Annotated in this window: 22 protein-coding genes; 20 read left to right on the plus strand and 2 right to left on the minus strand. The window is 42.9% G+C overall.

Going from position 1 to position 22,405, the window contains the following annotated elements; genetic code table 11:
* Nucleotides 1-404 precede the first annotated feature (404 nt).
* From pnp to G7Y32_RS06725, 6 genes are all read left to right on the plus strand, one after another.
* Nucleotides 405-2,681, plus strand: a complete 2,277-nt coding sequence (gene pnp, locus G7Y32_RS06700; protein WP_165212282.1) for a polyribonucleotide nucleotidyltransferase — start codon at nucleotides 405-407, stop codon at nucleotides 2,679-2,681.
* Complete coding sequence (locus G7Y32_RS06705; RefSeq protein ID WP_165212284.1) at nucleotides 2,674-3,423, plus strand: SseB family protein; 750 nt, start codon at nucleotides 2,674-2,676, stop codon at nucleotides 3,421-3,423. Before pnp ends, G7Y32_RS06705 begins: the two co-directional genes overlap by 8 nt.
* An 11-nt stretch (nucleotides 3,424-3,434) precedes the next feature.
* Entirely contained in the window at nucleotides 3,435-4,019 is a 585-nt protein-coding gene (gene cysE, locus G7Y32_RS06710) for a serine O-acetyltransferase (protein ID WP_165212286.1), read from the plus strand.
* 66 nt (nucleotides 4,020-4,085) lie between these two features.
* A complete protein-coding gene (locus tag G7Y32_RS06715) occupies nucleotides 4,086-4,262 on the plus strand; it encodes a hypothetical protein (protein WP_165212288.1) in 177 nt (58 codons plus the stop codon).
* A gap of 748 nt (nucleotides 4,263-5,010) precedes the next feature.
* Nucleotides 5,011-6,354: a cysteine--tRNA ligase gene (gene cysS, locus G7Y32_RS06720; protein WP_165212289.1), complete on the plus strand. Its 1,344-nt coding sequence runs from the start codon at nucleotides 5,011-5,013 to the stop codon at nucleotides 6,352-6,354.
* Nucleotides 6,347-6,754, plus strand: a complete 408-nt coding sequence (locus G7Y32_RS06725) for a Mini-ribonuclease 3 (protein WP_165212291.1) — start codon at nucleotides 6,347-6,349, stop codon at nucleotides 6,752-6,754. The genes cysS and G7Y32_RS06725 overlap by 8 nt, the downstream gene beginning before the upstream one ends.
* A gap of 395 nt (nucleotides 6,755-7,149) precedes the next feature.
* Here the strand turns inward: G7Y32_RS06725 and pbp3 are convergent, their stop codons facing one another.
* The gene (gene pbp3, locus G7Y32_RS06730; protein ID WP_165212293.1) at nucleotides 7,150-8,385 is read right to left on the minus strand and encodes a D-alanyl-D-alanine carboxypeptidase PBP3; all 1,236 of its coding nucleotides are present in this window, start codon (nucleotides 8,383-8,385) and stop codon (nucleotides 7,150-7,152) included.
* A 226-nt stretch (nucleotides 8,386-8,611) separates the two neighbouring features.
* A complete protein-coding gene (locus G7Y32_RS06735) occupies nucleotides 8,612-9,970 on the minus strand; it encodes an aspartate kinase (RefSeq protein WP_165212295.1) in 1,359 nt (452 codons plus the stop codon).
* Between the two features lie 157 nt (nucleotides 9,971-10,127).
* On the opposite strand from G7Y32_RS06735, the gene G7Y32_RS06740 reads away from it, so the two are divergent.
* The 14 genes from G7Y32_RS06740 (at nucleotide 10,128) to G7Y32_RS06805 (ending at nucleotide 22,162) form a co-directional block, all read left to right on the plus strand.
* On the plus strand, nucleotides 10,128-10,784 hold the full coding sequence (locus G7Y32_RS06740) for an HAD family hydrolase (protein WP_165212297.1): 657 nt from the start codon (nucleotides 10,128-10,130) through the stop codon (nucleotides 10,782-10,784).
* Between the two features lie 169 nt (nucleotides 10,785-10,953).
* Nucleotides 10,954-11,745, plus strand: a complete 792-nt coding sequence (fabM, locus tag G7Y32_RS06745) for a trans-2-decenoyl-ACP isomerase (RefSeq protein ID WP_165212299.1) — start codon at nucleotides 10,954-10,956, stop codon at nucleotides 11,743-11,745.
* A gap of 399 nt (nucleotides 11,746-12,144) precedes the next feature.
* A complete protein-coding gene (gene fabT, locus G7Y32_RS06750) occupies nucleotides 12,145-12,579 on the plus strand; it encodes a fatty acid biosynthesis transcriptional regulator FabT (RefSeq protein WP_004229930.1) in 435 nt (144 codons plus the stop codon).
* Entirely contained in the window at nucleotides 12,579-13,553 is a 975-nt protein-coding gene (locus G7Y32_RS06755; protein ID WP_165212301.1) for a beta-ketoacyl-ACP synthase III, read from the plus strand. Before fabT ends, G7Y32_RS06755 begins: the two co-directional genes overlap by 1 nt.
* A 65-nt stretch (nucleotides 13,554-13,618) precedes the next feature.
* A complete protein-coding gene (locus G7Y32_RS06760) occupies nucleotides 13,619-13,843 on the plus strand; it encodes an acyl carrier protein (RefSeq protein WP_165212303.1) in 225 nt (74 codons plus the stop codon).
* Between the two features lie 223 nt (nucleotides 13,844-14,066).
* Entirely contained in the window at nucleotides 14,067-15,035 is a 969-nt protein-coding gene (gene fabK / locus G7Y32_RS06765) for an enoyl-[acyl-carrier-protein] reductase FabK (RefSeq protein ID WP_165212305.1), read from the plus strand.
* A gap of 73 nt (nucleotides 15,036-15,108) precedes the next feature.
* Nucleotides 15,109-16,029 carry an ACP S-malonyltransferase gene (gene fabD / locus G7Y32_RS06770; protein ID WP_165212307.1) on the plus strand — a complete coding sequence of 307 codons (921 nt, stop codon included), beginning with the start codon at nucleotides 15,109-15,111 and terminating at the stop codon, nucleotides 16,027-16,029.
* Nucleotides 16,030-16,038: 9 nt separating this feature from the next.
* Nucleotides 16,039-16,776, plus strand: coding sequence for a 3-oxoacyl-[acyl-carrier-protein] reductase (gene fabG / locus G7Y32_RS06775; RefSeq protein ID WP_165212309.1), 738 nt, complete (start codon nucleotides 16,039-16,041; stop codon nucleotides 16,774-16,776).
* Between the two features lie 57 nt (nucleotides 16,777-16,833).
* Entirely contained in the window at nucleotides 16,834-18,066 is a 1,233-nt protein-coding gene (gene fabF / locus G7Y32_RS06780; protein ID WP_165212311.1) for a beta-ketoacyl-ACP synthase II, read from the plus strand.
* A gap of 6 nt (nucleotides 18,067-18,072) precedes the next feature.
* Nucleotides 18,073-18,534: an acetyl-CoA carboxylase biotin carboxyl carrier protein gene (gene accB / locus G7Y32_RS06785; protein WP_165212313.1), complete on the plus strand. Its 462-nt coding sequence runs from the start codon at nucleotides 18,073-18,075 to the stop codon at nucleotides 18,532-18,534.
* Complete coding sequence (gene fabZ, locus G7Y32_RS06790) at nucleotides 18,531-18,953, plus strand: 3-hydroxyacyl-ACP dehydratase FabZ (protein WP_004229915.1); 423 nt, start codon at nucleotides 18,531-18,533, stop codon at nucleotides 18,951-18,953. Before accB ends, fabZ begins: the two co-directional genes overlap by 4 nt.
* Before the next feature lie 202 nt (nucleotides 18,954-19,155).
* A complete protein-coding gene (locus G7Y32_RS06795) occupies nucleotides 19,156-20,523 on the plus strand; it encodes an acetyl-CoA carboxylase biotin carboxylase subunit (protein WP_165212315.1) in 1,368 nt (455 codons plus the stop codon).
* 8 nt (nucleotides 20,524-20,531) lie between these two features.
* Nucleotides 20,532-21,395 carry an acetyl-CoA carboxylase, carboxyltransferase subunit beta gene (gene accD / locus G7Y32_RS06800; protein WP_165212317.1) on the plus strand — a complete coding sequence of 288 codons (864 nt, stop codon included), beginning with the start codon at nucleotides 20,532-20,534 and terminating at the stop codon, nucleotides 21,393-21,395.
* Nucleotides 21,392-22,162, plus strand: a complete 771-nt coding sequence (locus tag G7Y32_RS06805; protein ID WP_165212319.1) for an acetyl-CoA carboxylase carboxyl transferase subunit alpha — start codon at nucleotides 21,392-21,394, stop codon at nucleotides 22,160-22,162. Before accD ends, G7Y32_RS06805 begins: the two co-directional genes overlap by 4 nt.
* Nucleotides 22,163-22,405: the final 243 nt, after the last annotated feature.

Below are 22,405 nucleotides of genomic sequence, written 5' to 3' on the forward strand. Positions count from 1 at the left end.
TAAATGATATGTCATTGCCTTAGGCCTTGCTTCGTTTCAGTGTTATCAATTGTCGTTTGTCTTATTCCAACCTTAAATCCACTAGATAATTTAAGCTGCCTGTGCTTGATGCCTAGTCTGATTTTATATAAACATAGACTTCAAAGGACAATTTTGAGGCTTTTTCTTAGCTTTAATCCTGTTCCTAATCTTATCATTAGCCTCCTTTTGTGGTAGAATATAAGCGATACCATGATTTTATACAAAATTAAGTCAAGAGGCCTTGCAGTAAATCTTTAAGCTCATCTTTATTTAATTTTGTAAAAAACAGGTATCAATTTTAACTAGAACATTCAAGGATTAGCGAGGGCCAGGCTTTAGCCTATGAAAAAGTTCTTGCTGATTCATGGGTATGAGGTAGATTCATGGCAAAACAAACCTTTCAAATGACTTTTGCAGGGAAACCCCTAGTGGTTGAAATCGGTCAAGTAGCCAAACAGGCTAACGGTGCTGCTGTTGTGCGTTATGGAGATTCAACAGTCCTATCCGCTGCAACCATGTCCAAAAAAATGGCTACAACTGACTTTTTTCCTTTGCAGGTTAATTACGAGGAAAAGATGTATGCGGCTGGCAAATTTCCTGGTGGATTTATGAAACGGGAAGGTCGTCCTTCGACCGATGCCACTTTAACGGCTCGTCTGATTGATCGTCCTATTAGGCCCATGTTTGCCGAAGGTTTTCGCAATGAAGTACAGGTCATCAATACGGTTTTATCCTACGATCCTGATGCTTCTGCTCCAATGGCAGCGATGTTTGGAAGTTCTCTCGCTCTCTGTATTTCTGATATTCCCTTTAATGGACCGATTGCAGGCGTTCAGGTTGCCTACCTAAATGGTGATTTTATCATTAATCCTACAGCTGAACAAAAGGAGGCCTCCAGTCTGGAGTTGACGGTGGCGGGAACTAAGACAGCTATCAATATGGTTGAGTCGGGTGCTCAGGAATTATCCGAAGATATTATGCTAGCAGCTTTACTCAAAGGACATGAAGCCATTCGGGAACTGATTGCCTTCCAAGAAGAAATTGTCGCTGCAATTGGTAAGGAAAAAGCAGAGGTTGAGCTCTTGCAGGTTGCCCCTGAGCTTCAGGCTGAAATTATTTCAGCTTATAACAGTGATCTGCAAAAAGCTGTTCAAGTTGAAGAAAAACTGGCGCGTGAAGAAGCAACGCAGGCGGTCAAAGACCAAGTTTTGGCAATCTATGAAGAACGCTATGCTGAAGACGAAGAACTCGAGCGCATCTTGCGTGATGTTGCTGAAATCTTAGAAGAAATGGAGCATGCTGAGGTTCGTCGCCTGATTACCGAGGAGAAGGTTCGTCCAGATGGCCGCAAGGTCGATGAAATTCGTCCTTTAGAGGCTGAAGTCGATTTCTTACCCCAAGTGCACGGCTCAGGGCTCTTTACCCGAGGCCAAACTCAGGCTCTGTCGGTTTTGACTCTGGCACCTATGAGTGATAGCAAGATTGTCGATGGCTTGGATCCAGAGTACCGCAAGCGCTTTATGCACCACTATAATTTTCCTCAGTATTCTGTCGGAGAAACAGGTCGCTATGGAGCGCCTGGCCGCCGAGAAATCGGTCATGGTGCTCTGGGGGAGCGGGCTTTGGCTCAGGTTTTACCGCGTTTTGAAGACTTCCCCTACGCTATCCGTCTGGTGGCAGAAGTACTGGAATCCAATGGCTCTTCATCCCAAGCTTCCATCTGTGCTGGCACTCTAGCCTTAATGGCAGGGGGAGTTCCCATCAAGGCTCCGGTAGCAGGTATCGCCATGGGACTGATTTCTGATGGCAACAACTACACCATTCTAACAGACATTCAAGGTCTTGAAGATCACTTTGGTGATATGGATTTCAAGGTGGCCGGAACCCGTCAAGGGATTACAGCCTTGCAGATGGATATTAAGATTTCAGGGATTACTCCAGAAATTCTTAAGGAGGCTTTAGCTCAAGCCAAAAAGGCCCGTTTTGAAATTCTCGATCTGATTGAACAAACGATTCCAGCTCCGCGGCCTGACTTGGCTCCAACCGCGCCTAAGATTGACACTATTAAGATTGATGTCGATAAAATCAAGGTGGTCATCGGCAGAGGCGGTGAAACTATAGATAAAATTATCGAAGAAACAGGGGTTAAGATTGACATCGACGAAGAAGGAAATGTGCAAATCTACTCTCCTGACCAAGCAGCCATTGCTCAAGCCAAGGAAATCATTGCCAATCTAGTGCGTGAAGCCAAGGTTGGTGAGATTTACCATGCCGAAGTTGTCCGTATCGAAAGCTTTGGTGCCTTTGTCAATCTCTTTGATAAGACTGATGCCTTAGTCCATATTTCAGAATTAGCTTGGGAACGAACTAATAAAGTTGAAGATATCGTTAAAGTGGGTGATAAAGTCGATGTTAAGGTGATTAAAATAGATGATAAAGGTCGGGTCAATGCTTCCATCAAGGCTCTCTTGCCAAAACCTGAAGGAAACGAGGGACAAGAGACTAAAAAGCATCATTATAAGAAACGGAACCATCAGTCAGCAGGACAGCATCCAATGATTGAAAAAGATGAACACCATCACCGCAAAGGTCACCACCCCCATCAATCTAAGAATCAAGAAGAACAAGTAGTAGAATCAGAAGAAGGTCATCATGAATAAATTTAACTCAGAACTCGATTTTGCCTTACGTAATTTTATTGCTAATCCAGAGAACTTTTTAGACGGGTTGACCCTAGTTAACTGTCTTCATTCTATTCCAGTGATAGCAGCTGCCCAACCCTATGCTGTTGCTATGCAAGGTCAAAAAGTTATTCCTGTTTTCAGTAATAAAAGTGATTTGGATACTTTCAAAAAAGAACACCCTAGTGCTAAAACGCAAGACTGGGTAGAACGGCCTAGTATTGAAGTTTTAGAAGAGGCGGTAACTAACCGCTTGCATGGTTTGGTCTTTAATATTAAAAAAGCTGGCGACTTTGCCAACTCCACTATTTTCAAGAGCAGTGAATTGATTCAACTCATCAATACTTACACCAAGCTTTTGAATGATGTTTTAGGGGAAGAAAATCAAGGTCGAGATAGCTTGCAACGTCAATACTTTGTCCCTGTCATTATCTTGGCTAGCGAAGATGGCAGCTATCAACGCAGTTACCCGGCTTTGACAATTGAAAATGAAACTTACATCCCATCCTTTTCTAACATTCCTAGCTTTGCTAAATGGTATAATGACGGGGATTTAGGCTATCCTTTCCGTCTAGCCAAGGGAACAGTCATGACTTGGACTGTGGATCAGATTGCCCATCCAGCTCAAGGAGAGAGCGGTGTTGGCGATACCAAGGGTGTGGTACTTGATCCCCTCAACGAAAATCAAACCTTGGTGGATTGGGCTAGTATCGAAAATTAAGTGAGGTGCCTATGGGTTGGTGGAAAGAATCAATAGATATTGTTAAGCAACAGGATCCAGCGGCCCGGACTTCCCTAGAGGTGATTTTAACCTATCCGGGAATCAAAGCCCTCGCTGCTCATCGGATTTCTCACTTTCTCTGGCGACACCACCTGCGACTGCTGGCTCGAATGCACAGTCAATTTTGGCGCTTTTGGACAAATATTGAGATCCATCCAGGAGCTCAGATAGCCAGCGGGGTCTTTATTGACCATGGAGCGGGATTGGTTATCGGAGAGACAGCTATTGTTGAAAAGGGAGCTATGCTCTATCATGGTGTTACCCTAGGTGGAACCGGTAAGGATGTTGGCAAACGACACCCCACTATCCGCCAAGGAGCCCTAATCTCGGCTCATTCTCAACTGATTGGTCCTATTGAGGTCGGTCCCAATGCTAAAGTAGGTGCAGGAGCTGTTGTCCTATCGGATGTCCCAGCAGATGTCACCGTAGTCGGAGTCCCAGCTAAGGTTGTTCGAGTCCATGGGCGAAAAGATGAGGTGGCCATCAAAACTTTGCAAGAAGCTCGTGAAGCTAGCTATCATTCATCCCACCTGTAGGCTAGTAACTAGCGATTACCCAGATGTGAGAATCTCGTCAGTTCGGACACCGTAAAAGAGGGAATAATGAACTTTATTAAGAAAAATTGGTTAAATTTACTGGTCATTATTTTGGCCTTTCTCAATGTTGGTCAGCAATGGCTCAATGGCAGTCGTAGCTATGCTTATATCTGGCTGGCTATCGGTATCTTTTGGGTTATCCTGACCTTTATCATCAAAGATGATGGGCCAAAGAAGAAATAGGCTAAGCCTAAGTTTTGTGCTTTACTCTTGTTAGGTAAATACTTGTCTAGTTCTTGATGACAGTGGACTTTGAGAAATCTGAGAATATTATGAGAGGGGACTCAATCGATAAATCGTCATGAAAGGCGATTTCGATTTTCCTCGCTCTCCTATTTTAAGGCTCAGGTCTCTGCTGCTTTCTTATTTTTAGGTGGTGGGCTTTGGCAGTCTATCCCCAGACTGCCAAAGCCCACTGGAGCATTTTGACACTTGCTTTGCAAGCTTTATTTCCCGATTAAAAAGCTCTACCAGAGCTTTCTAACCCACCTCCGCACAGTTTAATCAAGACATAAAGCTGCTAAGCCTGCAAAGGAATTTAGGAAAATCGACGCAGGTGTAAAACACCTGAGAGATTTTATACTGTCAGAGCCATATTTGTAAAGTACTAAAGCACCAACAACTATGTCTCTAATTCCACAGCACTGTAGGCGTGCTCGATTATTAGCTATCTCTTGTATGGCACTTAAACAGTTCAGTGGACGGTTTAAGAGGGACGCCTGAAAATGGGACTGCGCCCCAAGATAAGGACTTCCAATCATCAGTGGTTCAGTGGTATTAAAGTACCTAATGAACTGTGCAAGAGTAAGACTTCTCGGCATAACTAACAAGTCTTACTCCTAACCACTGCGTCAAACTACTCTATCTAAACTAGTTAATAGGAGGCAGGACTTTTGTCCCACCCTCTGACTATTTCATGAGGAAAAACATTATGATAAAAATCTATGATACCATGACGCGAAGTTTGCGCGACTTTGTCCCCCTACATAAGGGTCAAGTCAATATGTATGTCTGCGGACCAACAGTTTACAATTATATTCATATTGGTAATGCTAGATCCAGTGTAGCCTTCGATACTATTCGTCGCTATTTTGAATACGCTGGGTATCAAGTTAACTATATTTCCAATTTCACTGATGTTGACGACAAAATCATCAAGGCAGCCAAGGAAGCTGACATGCTCCCAAAGGACTTGGCTGATAAGTTCATCGCAGCCTTCATGGCCGATACCAAAGCGCTAGGGATCAAACCAGCTACGCAGAATCCTAGGGTTATGGACTTTATGGATCACATTATTGATTTCGTCCAAGTCTTGATGGATAAAGGTTTTGCCTATGAAGTTGAGGGAGATGTTTATTTTCGTGTGCAAAAATCGCAAAATTATGCAGCTTTGGCCAATAAAACTCTAGCTGATCTGGAAGTTGGAGCCAGTGGCCGCACTGATAGTGAGACTGAGCTCAAGGAAGACCCCCTCGATTTTGCTCTGTGGAAATCAGCTAAACCGGATGAAATTTCTTGGGACAGCCCATGGGGAGCCGGTCGACCAGGCTGGCATATCGAGTGCTCGGTGATGTCGACTACTATTTTAGGAGACACTATTGATATTCATGGTGGCGGAGCAGATCTTGAGTTTCCTCACCATACCAATGAAATTGCCCAGTCTGAAGCCAAGACGGGGAAAACCTTTGCTAACTATTGGATGCACAATGGTTTTGTTAATGTTGACAATGAAAAAATGTCCAAGTCCCTGGGTAATTTCGTAACTGTCCATGACCTTCTCAAAACAGTTGATGGTCAAGTGCTTCGTTTCTTCTTAGCAACCCAGCACTACCGCAAACCTATCAACTTCACCGAAAAGGCCCTCCACGATGCCAAGACCAATCTCAAGTACCTCAAGAATACCTATACGCTTCCGCTGAGTGATCAGGTTGATCAAGCCGGCTTGGACAAGTTTCTAGCAGATTTCAAGACTGCCATGGATGATGATTTCAATGCCGCTAATGGCATTACGGTTATCTTTGAATTGGCCAAATGGATCAATTCAGGTCATTATAACCAAACTATAAAGGAATCGTTTGCTAAGATGCTGGAGGTTTTTGGCATCATCTTCCAAGAAGAGCGTTTAGACAACGAAATTGAGGACTTAATTGAAAAACGCCAAGCCGCCCGGGCACAAAAAGATTTTGCGACAGCTGATAAGATTCGTGATGACCTAGCAGCTCAAGGGATTAAACTGTTGGATACCAAAGATGGCGTGAGGTGGACCCGTGACTAAAGTCAATGTCAATCTCATAAACGGTATCGCCCTAGCTTTTGAGGGAGATGCTGTTTACTCCCTCTATATTCGCCGTCACCTGATTTTTCAAGGACAGACTAAACCTAACCTGCTTCATCGTCTAGCTACTCACTATGTATCAGCCAAGGCTCAAGCTATGCTGATTGAGGCCATGCTGAACCGCAATCTTTTAACGGAAGAAGAAGTGGTTATTTATAAGCGGGGCCGTAATGCACACAGCCATACTAAGGCTAAAAACACCGATATTATCACCTACAAGATGTCAACCGGTTTTGAAGCCATCATGGGGTATCTCCACATGACTGAACAAATCACCCGACTGGAGGAACTGATTGACTGGTGTATCAGTTATGTCGAAGAAAATAGGGGGAAAAAATAAAAGAGCTAGACTCAATTGTTAGGACAAAGCTAACAATTGAGTCTAGCTTTTTAGTTGCAGGGTTCAAAAAAATCGTGACTATGATATGAACGACTGTCCTTTTCCTTAAGACTCACTTTTTAAAACAGCACAGCGTTTGAAAGTGATTTATCACACGAAAAAAGTTTCCTCCTAAACTTCCTTTCCCGCACAGTTGGATTGGATTTCCGCTTTGGTCTTGTGACAAAGAAAAGCTAGCCAGCAGTGGTTTATTGGTGCTAAGCACCTAATGAACTGTGCAAGGGTAAGGCTTCTTGGTATAGCAACAAGTCTTACCCACCTGTGTCCGTCTGATAAATCTAGAGTCATAACAAAAGAGGCAAGACTTTTATCTCGACCTCTTGTTGCATCTTACTTTATAGCTTTTCGTTGACGTAGCGGACGAAGTGGTTCCACCATACCTTGAGGAAGAAACTCTTTTTGACAGGTTTCTGAGCTACTAAGGTTACTTGCGGTGGACCATCTAGATAACCTGTACCGATTAAATCGGGATCATCGTAGGTCAGAGTACCAACCTTGGTACCTTTTTTGATTGCTGCTGTGACCGGCTTAGTCTTAGCTTTAGCACTTGGTTTATTGTCGGAGCCAATCTTAGTGACTACACGGAAATCGTCTTTGGAAACTGCAGAGACGTTTTTTGATTTACCATCCAAGACTTGAGCCTTACTGGCTTTGTAGGCCTCTCCTTCGACTGTTAGGTTAGTCAGTTGGAAATTATAAGCTACGTAGTTGAGTAATTTATTTGTAGCATCAAATCGAGCATATTCATTGGTGTCAGCATGATCCGCATGGAGAATAACCGAGATAATTCGCATACCATTTTCAGTCGACGTTGCGACGAACGACTGACCAGCTAGTTCAGTCGTTCCTGTTTTCAGACCATCGACGCCTTCACGAGCATAAGGCATTCCATCTAACATAAAGTTAAAAGTAGTCATGGTTGTACCATGAAAGTCTGCCTTGGTTTTCTTACTAATATTCAGAACATCGGGATAATCTTTAATCAGGTGCTGGGCAATAATAGCAACATCGCGAGCGCTCATGAGGTTTTCGTCATCAGACTTAGAATCAGGATAAATATGGTCGCCAAGATAGCTATTGTTGAGGCCAGAGGCATTGACCAGTTTGGCATCCTCAATTCCCCACTCCTTAAGTTGGGTCTGCATCATATCGACGAAGGTCGGTTCGTCCCCCCCAATTTTCTCAGCCAAGGCAATAGCAGCACTGTTGGCACTGGCAATCATAGCAGCCTTGACCAATTCTTTAACTGTGTATTCGCGGTCATCCATAGGGACATTGCTGGCTTCAGAATTGGTCGTTAGTCCATAGGCATAATCGGAAATTTTAACTTTAGTACTCCAAGAGAGTTTGCCATCATCAATAGCCTTGTAGACCATATAAACGGTTAAAATTTTGGTAATTGAAGCAATGCCGTCTGGACTGGTAGCATCCTTTTCATAGAGTACTTTCCCAGTTGAAGATTCAACGGCAATAGCATGCTCAGCGGGGGCCTCGAAGTCATCAGCCTGGACTAGATTGCCAGCAAGGATTAGAGCAAGAGCCATTAAGAGGCTAATAAAAAATTTCTTCATAATCATTCCTTTTTAAAGTAGACTGGGACAGAAAAAAGAACGTCAATCAAAAATAAGAGGTCTTCACCTTCCCATCCTTTTATGAGTCAAGATATATTTTCCGTAAACAATCTCCCTAATTATATCATAAAAGCTAAGGTTACGAGATGACAATCTGATTAAGGCTAAGAATGCTTTTAATTGAGCAAGGCAAAATAAAAGCCCTCGAACTGAGAGCATTTGAAAATTATTTATCCTGACCAAAGAAAGCCTTATAAATCGCCCGAACTGCTGTTTTTTCATGGCTGGACTTGATAACCAGCATGACGGAAACTTCACTGGAGCCTTGGGAAATCATTTCGATATTAATGCCTTTATCAGACATAGCTTTAGTTGCAGTTGACATAACCCCAACTTGATTTTTCATGTTTTCTCCAACAATCATAATGATGGAAAGATCCCTTTCAAATTCGACCTCATCGACACCCAAGTTACGGGTTAGTTGCGTCAGAATCTCTCTTTCTTTGATAGGGGTCAGTTCTCTTTCCCGTAGAATGATGGACATATCGTCAATTCCGGTTGGAATGTGTTCCCAACGGATGTTGAGGTCTTCCAAAACTTGCAAAACCTTGCGGCCAAAACCGACTTCTCTGTTCATCAGGTATTTGGAAATATTGATGCTGACGAATTTATCATCGCCTGAAATCCCTACAACAGGTAGTTCTTGTTTGCTATGTTCTAGGACAATGCGGGTTCCTGGATGGCTAGGATTATTGGTATTCTTAATAACCAGCGGAATCCGTCCTCGATAGGCAGGGATCAAGGCTTCATCGTGCAAGACAGAAAAACCAGCATAGGCCAGCTCCCGCATTTCCCTGTAGGTCAATTCCTCGATGGAGTGAGGCTTATGGACAACACCTGGATGAGCTGCAAAGATACCGTCAACATCAGTGAAATTTTCGTAGAGATCAGCCTTGACACCGGCAGCAACAATAGAACCAGAGATATCAGACCCCCCGCGGGAGAAGGTACAAATTTGCTTGTCAACAGTCACACCGAAGAAGCCAGGGATAACTAGTACCTCATCGCTATCTCGCAATTCTTCCAGTTTATCGTAACTTGAAGGAAGAATTTGGGCGTTGCCGGGTTCACTGGAAACAATAATACCGGCCTTACCAGGGTGCAGGTAACGGGCAGGCAGACCATTCTTACGGAAGTAAGCCGCCACTAACTTAGCATTGTTATCTTCTCCGGCTGCTAGGAAGGTATCGTAGAGAAAATCGTTTCCTTCAATAGGCAGGGTGGCTAATTCTGTAATTGAGGCGGTAATCCTATCAAGGATACTGTGAGATAGGCCTAGTTCATCAATGATACCTTTGTAGCGTTTGATAATCCAATCTTGATCTGCTGAGACATCATCTTCGTTGGTATACGAACGATAATATTTAATGAGAGCATCGGTAACCTTAGTATCCTCAGGGGTACGTTTTCCTGGTGCTGAAACAACTACGAAGCGTCGTTCAGAGTCCGAGCGGACAATATTGAGAACCTTTTTTAACTGTTCTGCAGAAGCCAGCGAACTTCCACCAAATTTAATGACTTTCATAATAATTCCGTCTATCTTTCCTTGTGAGATTGCCTAAAATTATAGCAAAATTCAGACATCTTTTCAAATTCAGTTTTAATCCCCATCAGTCTGCCTGGTGCCTGATTGAACTTTGTCCAGACAGACTCTTTATGGTAAAATGAGGCTGAGGTTTTTCATGAAGCAAGCAATTATTTTTGATATGGACGGTGTTCTCTTTGATACTGAAGAATTCTATTACAGCCGTCGTCAAACTTTTTTAGCAGGTCTGGGAATCTCGATTGACCATCTGCCCCTTAGCTTTTTTGTCGGTGGCAGTATGAAGCAGGTCTGGCAAAAAATTTTAGGTCAAGATTATGAGAACTGGGATATCAACCAGCTACAGGCAAATTATACAGCCTATAAGACCGCCCATCCTCTCCCCTACCAAGAAGTTATTTTTTCAGACGTTCGCTCAAGTTTGGAACGTTTAAAAAGGGCTGAGATTAAAATTGGTTTGGCCTCTAGTTCAACTAAGTCAGATATCTTGAAAGCTCTGGGGGATACGGATTTGACTGCTTATTTTGATGTCATTTTATCGGGGGAAGAATTTCCAGAGAGCAAACCGAATCCTGCTATCTACAATACTGCAGCAGATCTCCTAGGCCTTGCTAAGACAGACTTACTGATTATTGAAGATAGTGAAAAAGGTATTGCTGCTGGGGTTGCAGCTGGTATTGAAGTTTGGGCTCTCGAGGACAAGCGTTTTGGTCTTGATCAGAGTCAGGCAGACCGTCTGATAAGCAGCCTAGATCAGGCTATGGAGCTCCTCCGGATACCTGTGTTAGAAGGATAAAATAAAGATAAGTGAGAGGCTGAGCCTAGCATTCGGCCTCTTTTGTTACAAATATAACAAAGGCAAAAGACAGTAATTCCTTGTCAAACTCGTATTTTCAGATATAATAAATTGGAATACGACAAAACCTTTATTTTTGTTTGAGCATTAAAATAATTGGAGGTATCTTATGAATTTTTCAACCATTCTTTATGGTGTCGAAGATGGTGTCGCCACCCTAACTCTCAATCGTCCTGAGGTTTCTAACGGGTTCAATATTCCTATCTGTGAAGAAATCATCGAGGCCATTAGTCAGGCTGAAAAAGATGAAACTGTGCAAATTTTACTTATCAATGCTAATGGAAAGGTCTTTTCAGTCGGTGGAGATTTAGATCAGATGCAAAAGGCTGTTGATGCTGACGATGTTCAATCACTCGTAAGGATCGCAGAATTGGTAAACACTATTTCTTTCATGATTAAGCGTCTGCCAAAACCTGTTATTATGAGTGTTGATGGACCAGTTGCAGGGGCAGCTTTTAACATGGTGTTGGCGGCAGATTTTACCATTGCCTCCGAAAAAGCTAAATTTATCCAAGCCTTTGTTGGTGTCGGTCTAGCACCCGATGCTGGGGGCCTCTTCCTCCTAACACGTTCAATTGGTATCAATCGTGCTACGCAAATTACCATGACGGGTGAGGCTGTTAATGCTGAAAAAGCTTTAGACTGGGGTTTTATCTACCGTCTAGCGGATTCTGAAAAATTGGAACGTGACACGGACCGGTTGATTAAGCGACTGAAACGCAGTTCACCAAACTCCTTTAAAGCGATTAAAGAAATGGTTTGGAAGAGTGAATTTGCCGGTTGGGAAGAATATGCTGACCTTGAATTGGCACTGCAGAAATCTTTGGCCTTTACTGAAGATTTTAAAGAAGGGGTTAATGCCTTCAGTGCTAAACGTAGGCCGAAATTCATTGGGAAATAGATGGTAGATGGCCTTAATCAACAAAGGATTTTGGGAAAATTAGCTGAAGTATTAAATACCCTGAGAGTGCTTTTTTAAATTCAAGAGTTGTATGAGCCCCAGTTTCAAGGGACTAGATTTTGGGAGAAAAATTCCAGTTCTTTTCTCGTCTTAACCTTATCTTTACATTAAAGTGCTAAATAGTCTTAAATTTACTTTTAATTAGTAATATTGCGACTGAGCCAGTTTTGTCAAGGATAAGTTCCAGTCAGTTAATTAATTGGTAAAATAGGACCTGAAAATAAGCTGAAATCCTGCTAAATCGTTAAGAAAATATTTCATTTTTCTTGCAAAGAGATTTCGCATCTGATATACTTTGAATATCAAATTATTTGAGAATCGAGGTATAAGAGATATAAATTGGATTATAAACTAGTAAATGAATATCTAACCAAAGTTTTCAACAATGTCTTAGTCATTGAGGAAATGAGTTTAAAAAACAGCCGCTTTAATGACGTCTCCATGAAGGAAATGCATACTGTTGATATTATTGGTCATATTCCGGATGCTACCCCAAGCGATATTGCTCGTGAGCTGATGGTGACCTTGGGAACGGTGACAACCAGCTTGAATAAGTTGGAAAAAAAAGGTTATGTTGAACGCCATCGCTCAAAGGTTGACCGTCGTGTTGTTCACCTCAACTTGACCAAAAAGGGTCGCTTGATTTATCGTCTTCATAACCGTTTCCACAAGAACATGGTGACACAAATTACAGAAGGAATGGATGAGATAGAGATTAAAACCTTAGAACGTGGGTTGCATAAGCTCTATCAATTCCTTGAGGAGTTGAAATAATGGCTTTTGCAAAAATTAGTCAAACAGCCTACTATGTACCTGAGCAGATTGTTACTAATGATGATCTGTCCAAAATTATGGATACCAGTGATGAGTGGATTTCCAGTCGAACTGGTATCAAAGAGAGACGTATCAGCCGCAATCAAGAAACAAGTGAATTGGCTACTGAGGTGGCCAAGCAACTGTTGGCAAAATCAGGCAGTCAGCCTGAGGAACTTGACTTTATTATCGTAGCTACTATCTCACCCGATTCTATGATGCCAACGACTGCAGCACGTGTACAAGCTAATATTGGTGCAATCAATGCCTTTGCCTATGACTTGACTGCTGCTTGCAGCGGCTTTATTTTCTCACTATCTACAGCGGAGAAACTGATTAAGTCCGGGGCTTATCGAAAAGGAATGGTTATTGGAGCCGAAGTTTTATCAAAAACTCTGGATTGGTCAGACCGCCGTACGGCAGTTCTCTTCGGAGATGGTGCTGGTGGTGTCCTTCTCGAAACAAGTGAGGAAGAGCATTTTCTTGCTGAGTCCCTTAACACAGATGGCAGTAGGAGCGATAGTTTATGCTCAGGAAAGTCAGGACTTAACTCGCCTTATTCGGAGTCTAGTGAAAATGCTCCATTCATGACTATGGATGGTCGAGCTATCTTTGATTTTGCTATCCGAGATGTAGCTTCTAGCATTAAAGATCTTTTAAAAAGTTCGGAAATTTCTAGTGATGACTTAGACTATGCTCTGCTTCACCAAGCTAATATCCGGATTTTAGACAAGATGGCTAAAAAAATTGGTATTGAGCGGGACAAATTTCTGGCGAATATGATGTCTTACGGTAACACCAGCGCTGCTAGCGTGCCAATTTTGCTGGCAGAGTCGGTTGAAAATGGTATAATTAAACTTGACGGTAGCCAAACAGTGCTCCTATCGGGATTTGGTGGGGGATTGACATGGGGCAGTCTAATTGTTAAAATTTAGTATAGATAACTGTGACAAACAGTATTTATAAATATTATTTTTTATTTTAAAGGAGAAATTTTAAAATGGCAGTATTTGATAAAGTACAAGAAATCATCGTTGAAGAACTTGGTAAAGAAGCAGAAGAGGTTCAAATGACAACAACCTTTGACGAACTTGATGCTGACTCACTTGATGTCTTCCAAGTTATCTCAGAAATCGAAGATGCCTTTGACATCCAAATCGAAACTGAAGATGGTTTGAATACTGTTGGTGACTTGGTTGCCTACGTAGAAGAAAAAACTAAATAAGTTCTTTAAGGGACTGGGAGCTTTTCCCAGCCTTTGAATTTTAGGGCTTTAGTCACGAAGATGTGGCCTTGAATCGTCTTGGTTCTTCTGAATAATTCGCAAGGCTGCAAGGTGGAAGAGGAAACTCATCCGCCTTCTTCTTTAGACCGATACTTTGATACTCAAACTTTGACGTTCAAAGTTGTTGGAGTGTTATCAACTTATTAAGAAGGTAAGTAATTATATGAAAACTCGGATTACAGAATTATTAAATATTAAATACCCTATTTTCCAAGGGGGTATGGCATGGGTAGCAGACGGCGATTTAGCAGGAGCTGTTTCCAATGCTGGAGGACTTGGAATTATTGGTGGCGGTAACGCCCCAAAAGAAGTTGTCAAAGCTAATATTGATAAGGTAAAATCTATTACTGATAGACCTTTCGGTGTCAACATCATGCTTTTGTCTCCTTTTGCTGATGATATTGTTGACCTTGTTATTGAAGAAGGGGTTAAGGTGGTAACAACAGGTGCAGGCAATCCAGGAAAATATATGGAACGTTTGCACGATGCTGGTATTACAGTAATTCCTGTAGTTCCGAGTGTCGCCCTTGCTAAACGTATGGAAAAACTAGGCGCTGATGCGGTTATTGCAGAAGGCATGGAAGCAGGCGGCCATATTGGTAAATTGACAACCATGACTCTGGTTCGCCAAGTGGTTGATGCCATTGATATCCCTGTTGTCGGTGCTGGGGGTGTAGCTGATGGTTATGGTGCGGCAGCGGTCTTTATGTTGGGTGCTGAAGCTATTCAGGTCGGAACTCGTTTTGTTGTTTCTAAAGAATCTAACGCCCATCAAAATTTCAAGAATAAATTGCTCAAGGCTAAGGACATCGACACAGTCGTTTCTGCCAATGTTGTTGGTCACCCAGTTCGGGCTATCAAAAATAAATTATCTTCATCTTATGCTCAAGCGGAAAAAGATTTCTTAGCTGGTAAGATTACTGCCCAAGAGATTGAAGAACTCGGTGCAGGTGCCCTTCGCAATGCTGTTGTTGATGGCGATGTGAAAAACGGTTCAGTCATGGCAGGTCAAATTGCAGGTCTAGTGCGTAAGGAAGAAACCTGTGAAGAAATTTTGAAGGACCTCTACTATGGAGCTGCTAAGGTTATCAAGGAACAGGCAGCACGCTGGGCAGATGTATCGGAAGACTAATCAAGCGAAGACCTCAGGTGGCTGATTGAGCTTAGCTTAGCAGCCATCTCTAGCCAAACTTGGAGGAAAGACTGTGACGAAAACAGCATTCTTATTTGCCGGTCAAGGAGCGCAGAAGCTCGGCATGGCCAGAGATTTGTATGATACTTATCCGGTTATTAAAGAGACTTTTGACACTGCTAGTCAAATTTTAGGTTATGATGTGCGCGATTTGATTGATCGCGATGAAGAAAAACTGAATCAGACACGCTATACGCAGCCAGCTATCTTAACAACATCGGTTGCAATTTACCACCTCTTGAAGGAAAAAGGTTATGAACCCGATGTAGTTGCAGGGCTTTCTCTAGGGGAGTATTCAGCCTTAGTAGCTGCAGGTGCTTTATCATTTGAAGAAGCTGTAGCTCTTGTGGCGAAGCGTGGTGAATTTATGGAAACAGCCGCACCAGCAGGCACTGGGAAAATGATCGCTGTCATGAATACACCTGTAGAGGTTATCGAGGAAGCTTGTCAACAGGCTTCTGACAAGGGGTATGTCAGACCTGCTAATTATAATACACCGTCACAAATTGTTATTGGCGGTGATGCTGCAGCAGTCGATGCTGCAGTTGAAAATTTGAAAAAGGCAGGGGCTAAGCGTTTGATTCCGCTCAAGGTCTCAGGCCCCTTCCACACGGCCCTTTTAGAGCCTGCTAGTCGTCAGTTAGCTGAGGAGTTAAAAAAAGTAACCTTTTCTGATTTTAAACTTCCCTTAGTTGGTAACACCGAAGCCAAGGTTATGGATCAATCAGAGATTAAGTCTCTATTGGCACGCCAAGTCATGGAACCAGTTCGTTTCTACGATTCAATTGCGACCATGCAAGCGCTAGGCGTGACCTCTTATATTGAGGTTGGTCCTGGCAAGGTACTCTCGGGTTTTATGAAGAAAATTGATAAAACTGCAAACCTATCCCATGTTGAAGATTTGACTAGCCTTCAGGCCTTGCTAGAAAAATAGGAGATTCTTATGGAATTAAGGAATAAAAATGTATTTATTACGGGTTCAACCCGTGGTATCGGTTTAGCTATCGCTCATAAGTTCGCTAAACAAGGTGCAAATATTATTCTTAATGGCCGTTCAGCAATTTCGGATGAGCTCTTAGCTCAATTTGCTGGCTATGGCGTTAAGGTTGTAGCCATTTCAGGAGATGTCTCTGATTCAGCAGATGCTAAACGCATGATTGATGAAGCCATTGCTAGCCTAGGTTCAGTTGATGTCTTGGTAAACAATGCCGGTATCACCAATGATAAACTGATGCTCAAGATGACCGAAGAAGACTTTGAGAAGGTACTCAAGATTAATTTGACTGGGACCTTCAATATGATTCAGGCGGTTTTGAAACCGATGAGCAAAGCCCGTCAAGGAGCAATTATCAATATGTCATCTGTTGTCGGTCTCATGGGGAATGTCGGTCAGGCTAACTATGCTGCTTCTAAAGCAGGTTTGCTTGGCTTAACTAAGTCGGTTGCCCGCGAAGTGGCTGGCCGTAATGTACGGGTTAATGCTATTGCTCCGGGATTTATCGAATCAGACATGACGGATGCTATTCCTGAGAAGGCCAAGGAATCTATGTTGGGTCAAATTCCCATGAAGAGAATTGGCCAAGCTGAAGAAGTTGCTGATGTGGCAATATTCTTGGCAGGTCAAGAATATATTACAGGTCAAGTTATCGCTATTGATGGTGGTATGACCATGCAAGGCTAGTCGCATGACTAGATAGCCTGTCTATTATTATAAAAATCAAGAAATTGAGGAAGAATTATGACTTTTAATCGTGTTGTTGTAACAGGTTACGGTGTCACATCACCAATCGGACACACCCCAGAAGAATTCTGGAATAGTTTGGAAAATGGAAAAATCGGTATCAAACCTATTACGAAGTTTGATACATCAGAAATTCCTGTTCATAATGCTGGTGAGATTCAAGATTTCCCATTTGATAAATACTTTGTCAAAAAAGATAAAAACCGTATGGATATGTATTCGCTTTATGCGATCTATGCAACTATGGAAGCACTTGAGAATGCTAAGCTAGATATGGATCAAGTTGATCGTGACCGGACAGGGGTTATTGTTTCCTCTGGTATCGGTGGCCTGCAAGAATTGCAAGACCAAATCATCAGGATGCACGAACGTGGTATGAAGCGGATTCAACCAATGTTTATCCCTAAGGCTCTTTCAAATATGGCTGCAGGGAACATTTCACTTAAGCTTGGTGCTCGCGGTGTAAGCAAGTCTGTTACTACTGCTTGTGCTTCTGCTAACGATGCTATCGGTGAAGCCTTCCGTGAAATTAAATACGGTATGCACGATGTCATGTTTGCTGGAGGTGCCGAAGCTTCTATTACTAAGATTGGTATCGGTGGTTTCAATGCTCTGACTGCTCTTTCTACAACAGAAGATCCAGCTCGTTCAGCGATTCCATTCGATAAAGATCGCAATGGCTTTGTCATGGGTGAAGGTGCTGGTGTCTTAGTCCTTGAAAGCTTGGAGCACGCTCAAAAACGTGGTGCCACTATCTTGGCAGAAATTATCGGTTACGGTGCTAACAATGATGCTTATCACATGACAACACCAACTCCAGATGGATCTGGAGCGGCTAAAGCTATGCGTCTAGCCATCAATGAAGCTGGAATTACGCCTGAACAAGTTGGCTATGTCAACGCCCACGGAACCTCAACTCAGGCCAATGAAAAAGGTGAAAGTGCAGCTATTGTCGCTGTTCTCGGTAAGAATGTCCCAGTATCTTCTACCAAATCCTTCACTGGTCATTTGCTCGGTGCAGCTGGCGGTGTTGAAGCAATCGCGACAATCGAAGCCATTCGTCATGGCTTCCTGCCAATGACAGCTGGTACTAAGGAACTGTCAGATGACATTGAGGCGGATGTCATCTATGGTGAAGGCCGCAAAGCTGATGTTGAGTATGCTATCTCAAATACCTTTGGATTCGGTGGTCATAACGCTGTTCTCGCATTCAAACGCTGGGAGGACTAATTCAAGATGAATATTTCAGAAATCAAGGATTTGATGAGTCAATTTGACCAATCAAGTTTACGTGAATTTGCCTACAGTAATAATGGGGAATCTCTGGTCCTGAGTAAAAACGATACTCAGTCTATTAATCCATCCGTACAGCCTGCTGTTGCTCCGGCAACATCGGTTAACCCAACCCCAGCTGAGTCTGTAGCTGAGTCAGTACCAGCGCCTGCTGCCGGTTCTGCTGCAGAAGGTGACTTAGTTGAAAGTCCTTTGGTTGGCGTGGCTTACCTTGCTCCAGCTCCTGATAAACCAGCCTTTGTTTCAGTTGGTGATAGCGTTAAAAAGGGTCAAACTCTTTTGATTATCGAAGCTATGAAGGTTATGAATGAAGTCCCAGCACCTAAGGACGGTGTGGTAACTGAAATTCTTGTCGCCAACGAAGAAGTGGTTGAATTTGGAAAGGGCTTGGTACGCATCAAATGATGGACATTAATAAAATCAAAGAAGCTCTACCGCATCGCTACCCGATGCTTTTGGTTGATCGAGTGTTGGAGATGTCTGAGGAAGAAATTGTGGCCATAAAAAATGTCACTAGCAATGAACCATTCTTTGAAGGACATTTTCCGGAATACCCTGTTATGCCAGGTGTCCTGATTATGGAGGCTCTTGCTCAAACCGCTGGTGTTTTGGAGCTTTCTAAGGAAGGTAACCATGGAAAACTAGTCTTTTACGCTGGTATGGACAAGGTTAAATTCAAAAAACAAGTAGTACCAGGAGATCAATTAGTGATGACAGCTAAGTTTATCAAACGCCGTGGTTCTATCGCTGTTGTTGAAGCCAAGGCAGAAGTCGATGGTAAACTAGCAGCTAGCGGTACTCTGACTTTTGCTCTAGGCAAATAATCATAGTGAGTTGGCTTTTCTAGCTGACTCTTTACTAAGCATGAAAAACTCAAGTAAATAAAAGAAAGATTAGCGAAAAAATTTTTCAACTTAACAAATAGAGACTGGCTGGATAAAGGATTCCAAAGATAGGGAGCCCTAGCCAGCTAGTTTCTTTTTCAATACGAACACTTAAGTTTTGCATCTTACTGAAAGGCAGAATATGTTTAAGAAAATTTTGATTGCCAATCGTGGCGAAATCGCAGTGAGAATCATTCGAGCGGCACGTGAATTGGGCGTAGAAACTGTTGCTATCTATTCAGAAGCTGACAAAGAGTCCCTCCACGTCCTCCTAGCTGATGAGGCTATCTGTGTTGGGCCAGCTCGTTCAACGGATTCTTATCTTAATATGAATGCTGTCTTATCAGCAGCTATTGTTACAGGGGCGGAGGCCATCCATCCTGGTTTTGGCTTCTTGAGTGAAAACTCTAAGTTTGCCACTATGTGTGAAGAAATGAATATTAAATTTATCGGCCCTTCTGGAACTATCATGGATAAAATGGGAGATAAAATCAATGCCCGCTCTGAGATGATTAAGGCTCAGGTCCCTGTTATTCCTGGCTCGGACGGTGAGGTTATGACCGCTGAGGATGCCTTGAAGATTGCTGATAAGATAGGCTATCCCGTTATGCTCAAGGCTTCTGCTGGCGGTGGCGGTAAGGGAATTCGAAAGGTAGAAAAACCTGAAGATTTAGTCTCAGCTTTTGAATCAGCCTCTCAAGAAGCTTTAGCAGCCTTTGGTAATGGAGCCATGTATATCGAGAAGGTTATCTACCCTGCCCGCCATATTGAGGTGCAAATTTTGGGAGATAGTCATGGTAATGTTATCCATCTAGGAGAACGCGATTGCTCCCTCCAGCGTAATAACCAGAAGGTTTTAGAAGAAAGTCCTTCTATCGCCATTGGTACCAGCCTACGGTCGAAAATGGGGGACGCTGCTGTTCGAGCTGCTAAAGCAGTCGGTTATGAAAATGCTGGAACCATTGAATTCTTGCTGGACGAGGATTCTGGCAATTTCTACTTTATGGAAATGAATACCCGAATTCAAGTTGAGCACCCCGTTACCGAATTTGTTACTAATGTTGATTTAGTTAAGGAACAAATCAAGGTGGCTAATGGGCAAGAGCTGTCTTATGATCAAGAGGATATCAAAATCATCGGTCATGCTATCGAATGTCGGATTAATGCCGAAAATCCTAAGTTCAACTTTGCTCCAAGTCCTGGTAAGATTACAGACCTCTACCTGCCAGCTGGTGGTGTCGGTATGCGGGTAGATTCAGCTGTCTATCCCGGCTACACAATCCCGCCTTATTATGATAGTATGATTGCTAAAATCATCGTTCATGGAGAAAATCGTTTCGATGCTCTGATGAAGATGCAGCGGGCCCTCTATGAATTGGAAATTGATGGAGTTTTAACTAACGCCGACTTCCAATTAGATTTAATTTCAGATCAAAATGTCATTGCTGGGGATTATGATACCTCATTCTTGATGGAGAAATTTTTGCCAGCTTATAATCAAGAGGATTAGGAGGTTCTATGGCTTTATTTAAAAGAAAAGATAAGTATATCCGAATCAATCCTAATCGGTCTTTGAGAACGCCTGAGAAAGCAAAACCAGAAGTTCCGGATGAACTTTTTGCTAAGTGCCCTGGCTGTAAACATGTGATTTACCAAAAGGATCTGGGAATTGAAAAGATGTGTCCAGCCTGTGGCTATAACTTTCGAATTTCGGCCTCAGAGCGCTTGGCCTTGACTGTTGACTCCGATAGCTTCGAAGAAATGTTCACGGGTCTTGAAAGCAAAGATCCTCTCAACTTTCCAAACTACAAGGATAAATTGGCTGCTGCCAAGGAAAAGACGGGCCTTGACGAAGCTGTTATGACTGGAACGGCTAAGATTGATGGCCAAGACTTGGCTTTAGCTATTATGGATTCAAATTTCATCATGGCTTCTATGGGAACTGTTGTTGGGGAAAAAATCACCCGCCTCTTTGAATATGCAACAGAAAATCAGCTTCCAGTTGTTATTTTCACTGCATCAGGTGGTGCTCGGATGCAAGAGGGTATCATGAGCCTCATGCAGATGGCTAAAATTTCGGCTGCTGTCAAACGCCATTCCAATGCGGGTCTCTTCTATCTAACCGTGCTGACGGATCCAACGACCGGTGGAGTCACAGCTTCCTTTGCTATGGAAGGAGATATTATTATCGCTGAACCTCAGGCTCTTGTCGGTTTTGCTGGCCGTCGCGTGATTGAAACCACGGTTCGTCAAACCCTGCCAGAGGGCTTCCAGAAGTCTGAATTCCTTTTGGAGCATGGTTTTATTGATGCTATTGTCAAGCGGACAGAAATGAAGGAAACCATTGCTAAATTATTAGCCTTTCATGGAGGTGCCAAATGAGTGATGTTGCCCGTATTTTAAAAGAAGCCCGTGATCAAAGTCGGATGACGACACTGGATTATGCCAAGGAAGTTTTTGATGACTTCTTTGAACTTCACGGAGATCGGCATTTTGCTGATGATGGCGCCGTGGTTGGTGGACTTGCCTATTTAGCCGATCAACCTGTAACAGTCGTAGGTATTCAAAAGGGGAAAAATCTCCAAGATAACCTCAACCGTAACTTTGGCCAACCCAATCCTGATGGTTATCGTAAAGCCCTTCGCTTAATGAAACAGGCTGAAAAATTTGGCCGTCCTGTTGTGACTTTTATCAATACAGCAGGTGCCTATCCAGGCATCGGCGCAGAAGAGCGCGGACAAGGAGAGGCTATTGCCAAGAATCTGATGGAAATGAGTGATCTCAAGGTTCCGATTATTGCTATTATCATTGGTGAAGGAGGATCAGGTGGAGCCTTAGCGTTAGCTGTCGCTGACAAGGTTTGGATGCTGGAACACACAATCTATGCTATCCTCAGCCCGGAAGGCTTCGCTTCTATCCTTTGGAAAGATGGCTCCAGAGCCACTGAAGCAGCTGAATTGATGAAGTTAACAGCTGGAGAACTTTACAATATGCAAGTCATTGACAAGGTTATTCCAGAGCATGGATACTTCACCAGTGAAATTGTTGAAAATATCAAAACTAGTTTGGTTGAAGAGTTGGATCGTCTCAGTCAACTTCCCCTAGAACAGTTGTTGGAAGAACGCTACCAACGTTTTAGAAAATTCTAATCACAAGAAAAGCTGAAAAGTCTGGGCAAGACATCCATGATGGCTCCGCCCTCACCCACAGAATAATGAAAACGGACACACAGCCCTCACTAGGTGTATAATCTTAGTGAGGGCTTTGTGGTTGACGAGTTAATGATTCTAGTAATCGAGGGCAAAACTGATCCACTCTACTGACGAGCACCCCAAAATATGCGATAAGCATGAGTATAAAAATACGACTAAAATTCGGTAGATAAGCTCTCT

The sequence above is a fragment of the Streptococcus tangpeifui genome (assembly GCF_011038795.1).
Classification (GTDB): domain Bacteria; phylum Bacillota; class Bacilli; order Lactobacillales; family Streptococcaceae; genus Streptococcus; species Streptococcus tangpeifui.

Bases quoted from the DNA above. Each gene is read 5' to 3' on its own strand.
- fabZ (WP_004229915.1), top strand. From the start codon at position 18,531: ATGATGGACATTAATAAAATCAAAGAAGCTCTACCGCATCGCTACCCG.
- accB (WP_165212313.1), top strand. From the start codon at position 18,073: ATGAATATTTCAGAAATCAAGGATTTGATGAGTCAATTTGACCAATCA.
- G7Y32_RS06795 (WP_165212315.1), top strand. From the start codon at position 19,156: ATGTTTAAGAAAATTTTGATTGCCAATCGTGGCGAAATCGCAGTGAGA.
- G7Y32_RS06740 (WP_165212297.1), top strand. From the start codon at position 10,128: ATGAAGCAAGCAATTATTTTTGATATGGACGGTGTTCTCTTTGATACT.
- G7Y32_RS06760 (WP_165212303.1), top strand. From the start codon at position 13,619: ATGGCAGTATTTGATAAAGTACAAGAAATCATCGTTGAAGAACTTGGT.
- fabG (WP_165212309.1), top strand. From the start codon at position 16,039: ATGGAATTAAGGAATAAAAATGTATTTATTACGGGTTCAACCCGTGGT.
- G7Y32_RS06705 (WP_165212284.1), top strand. From the start codon at position 2,674: ATGAATAAATTTAACTCAGAACTCGATTTTGCCTTACGTAATTTTATT.
- G7Y32_RS06735 (WP_165212295.1), bottom strand. From the start codon at position 9,970: ATGAAAGTCATTAAATTTGGTGGAAGTTCGCTGGCTTCTGCAGAACAG.
- pnp (WP_165212282.1), top strand. From the start codon at position 405: ATGGCAAAACAAACCTTTCAAATGACTTTTGCAGGGAAACCCCTAGTG.
- G7Y32_RS06755 (WP_165212301.1), top strand. From the start codon at position 12,579: ATGGCTTTTGCAAAAATTAGTCAAACAGCCTACTATGTACCTGAGCAG.
- G7Y32_RS06805 (WP_165212319.1), top strand. From the start codon at position 21,392: ATGAGTGATGTTGCCCGTATTTTAAAAGAAGCCCGTGATCAAAGTCGG.
- cysS (WP_165212289.1), top strand. From the start codon at position 5,011: ATGATAAAAATCTATGATACCATGACGCGAAGTTTGCGCGACTTTGTC.
- accD (WP_165212317.1), top strand. From the start codon at position 20,532: ATGGCTTTATTTAAAAGAAAAGATAAGTATATCCGAATCAATCCTAAT.
- G7Y32_RS06715 (WP_165212288.1), top strand. From the start codon at position 4,086: ATGAACTTTATTAAGAAAAATTGGTTAAATTTACTGGTCATTATTTTG.
- fabM (WP_165212299.1), top strand. From the start codon at position 10,954: ATGAATTTTTCAACCATTCTTTATGGTGTCGAAGATGGTGTCGCCACC.
- pbp3 (WP_165212293.1), bottom strand. From the start codon at position 8,385: ATGAAGAAATTTTTTATTAGCCTCTTAATGGCTCTTGCTCTAATCCTT.
- fabK (WP_165212305.1), top strand. From the start codon at position 14,067: ATGAAAACTCGGATTACAGAATTATTAAATATTAAATACCCTATTTTC.
- fabF (WP_165212311.1), top strand. From the start codon at position 16,834: ATGACTTTTAATCGTGTTGTTGTAACAGGTTACGGTGTCACATCACCA.
- cysE (WP_165212286.1), top strand. From the start codon at position 3,435: ATGGGTTGGTGGAAAGAATCAATAGATATTGTTAAGCAACAGGATCCA.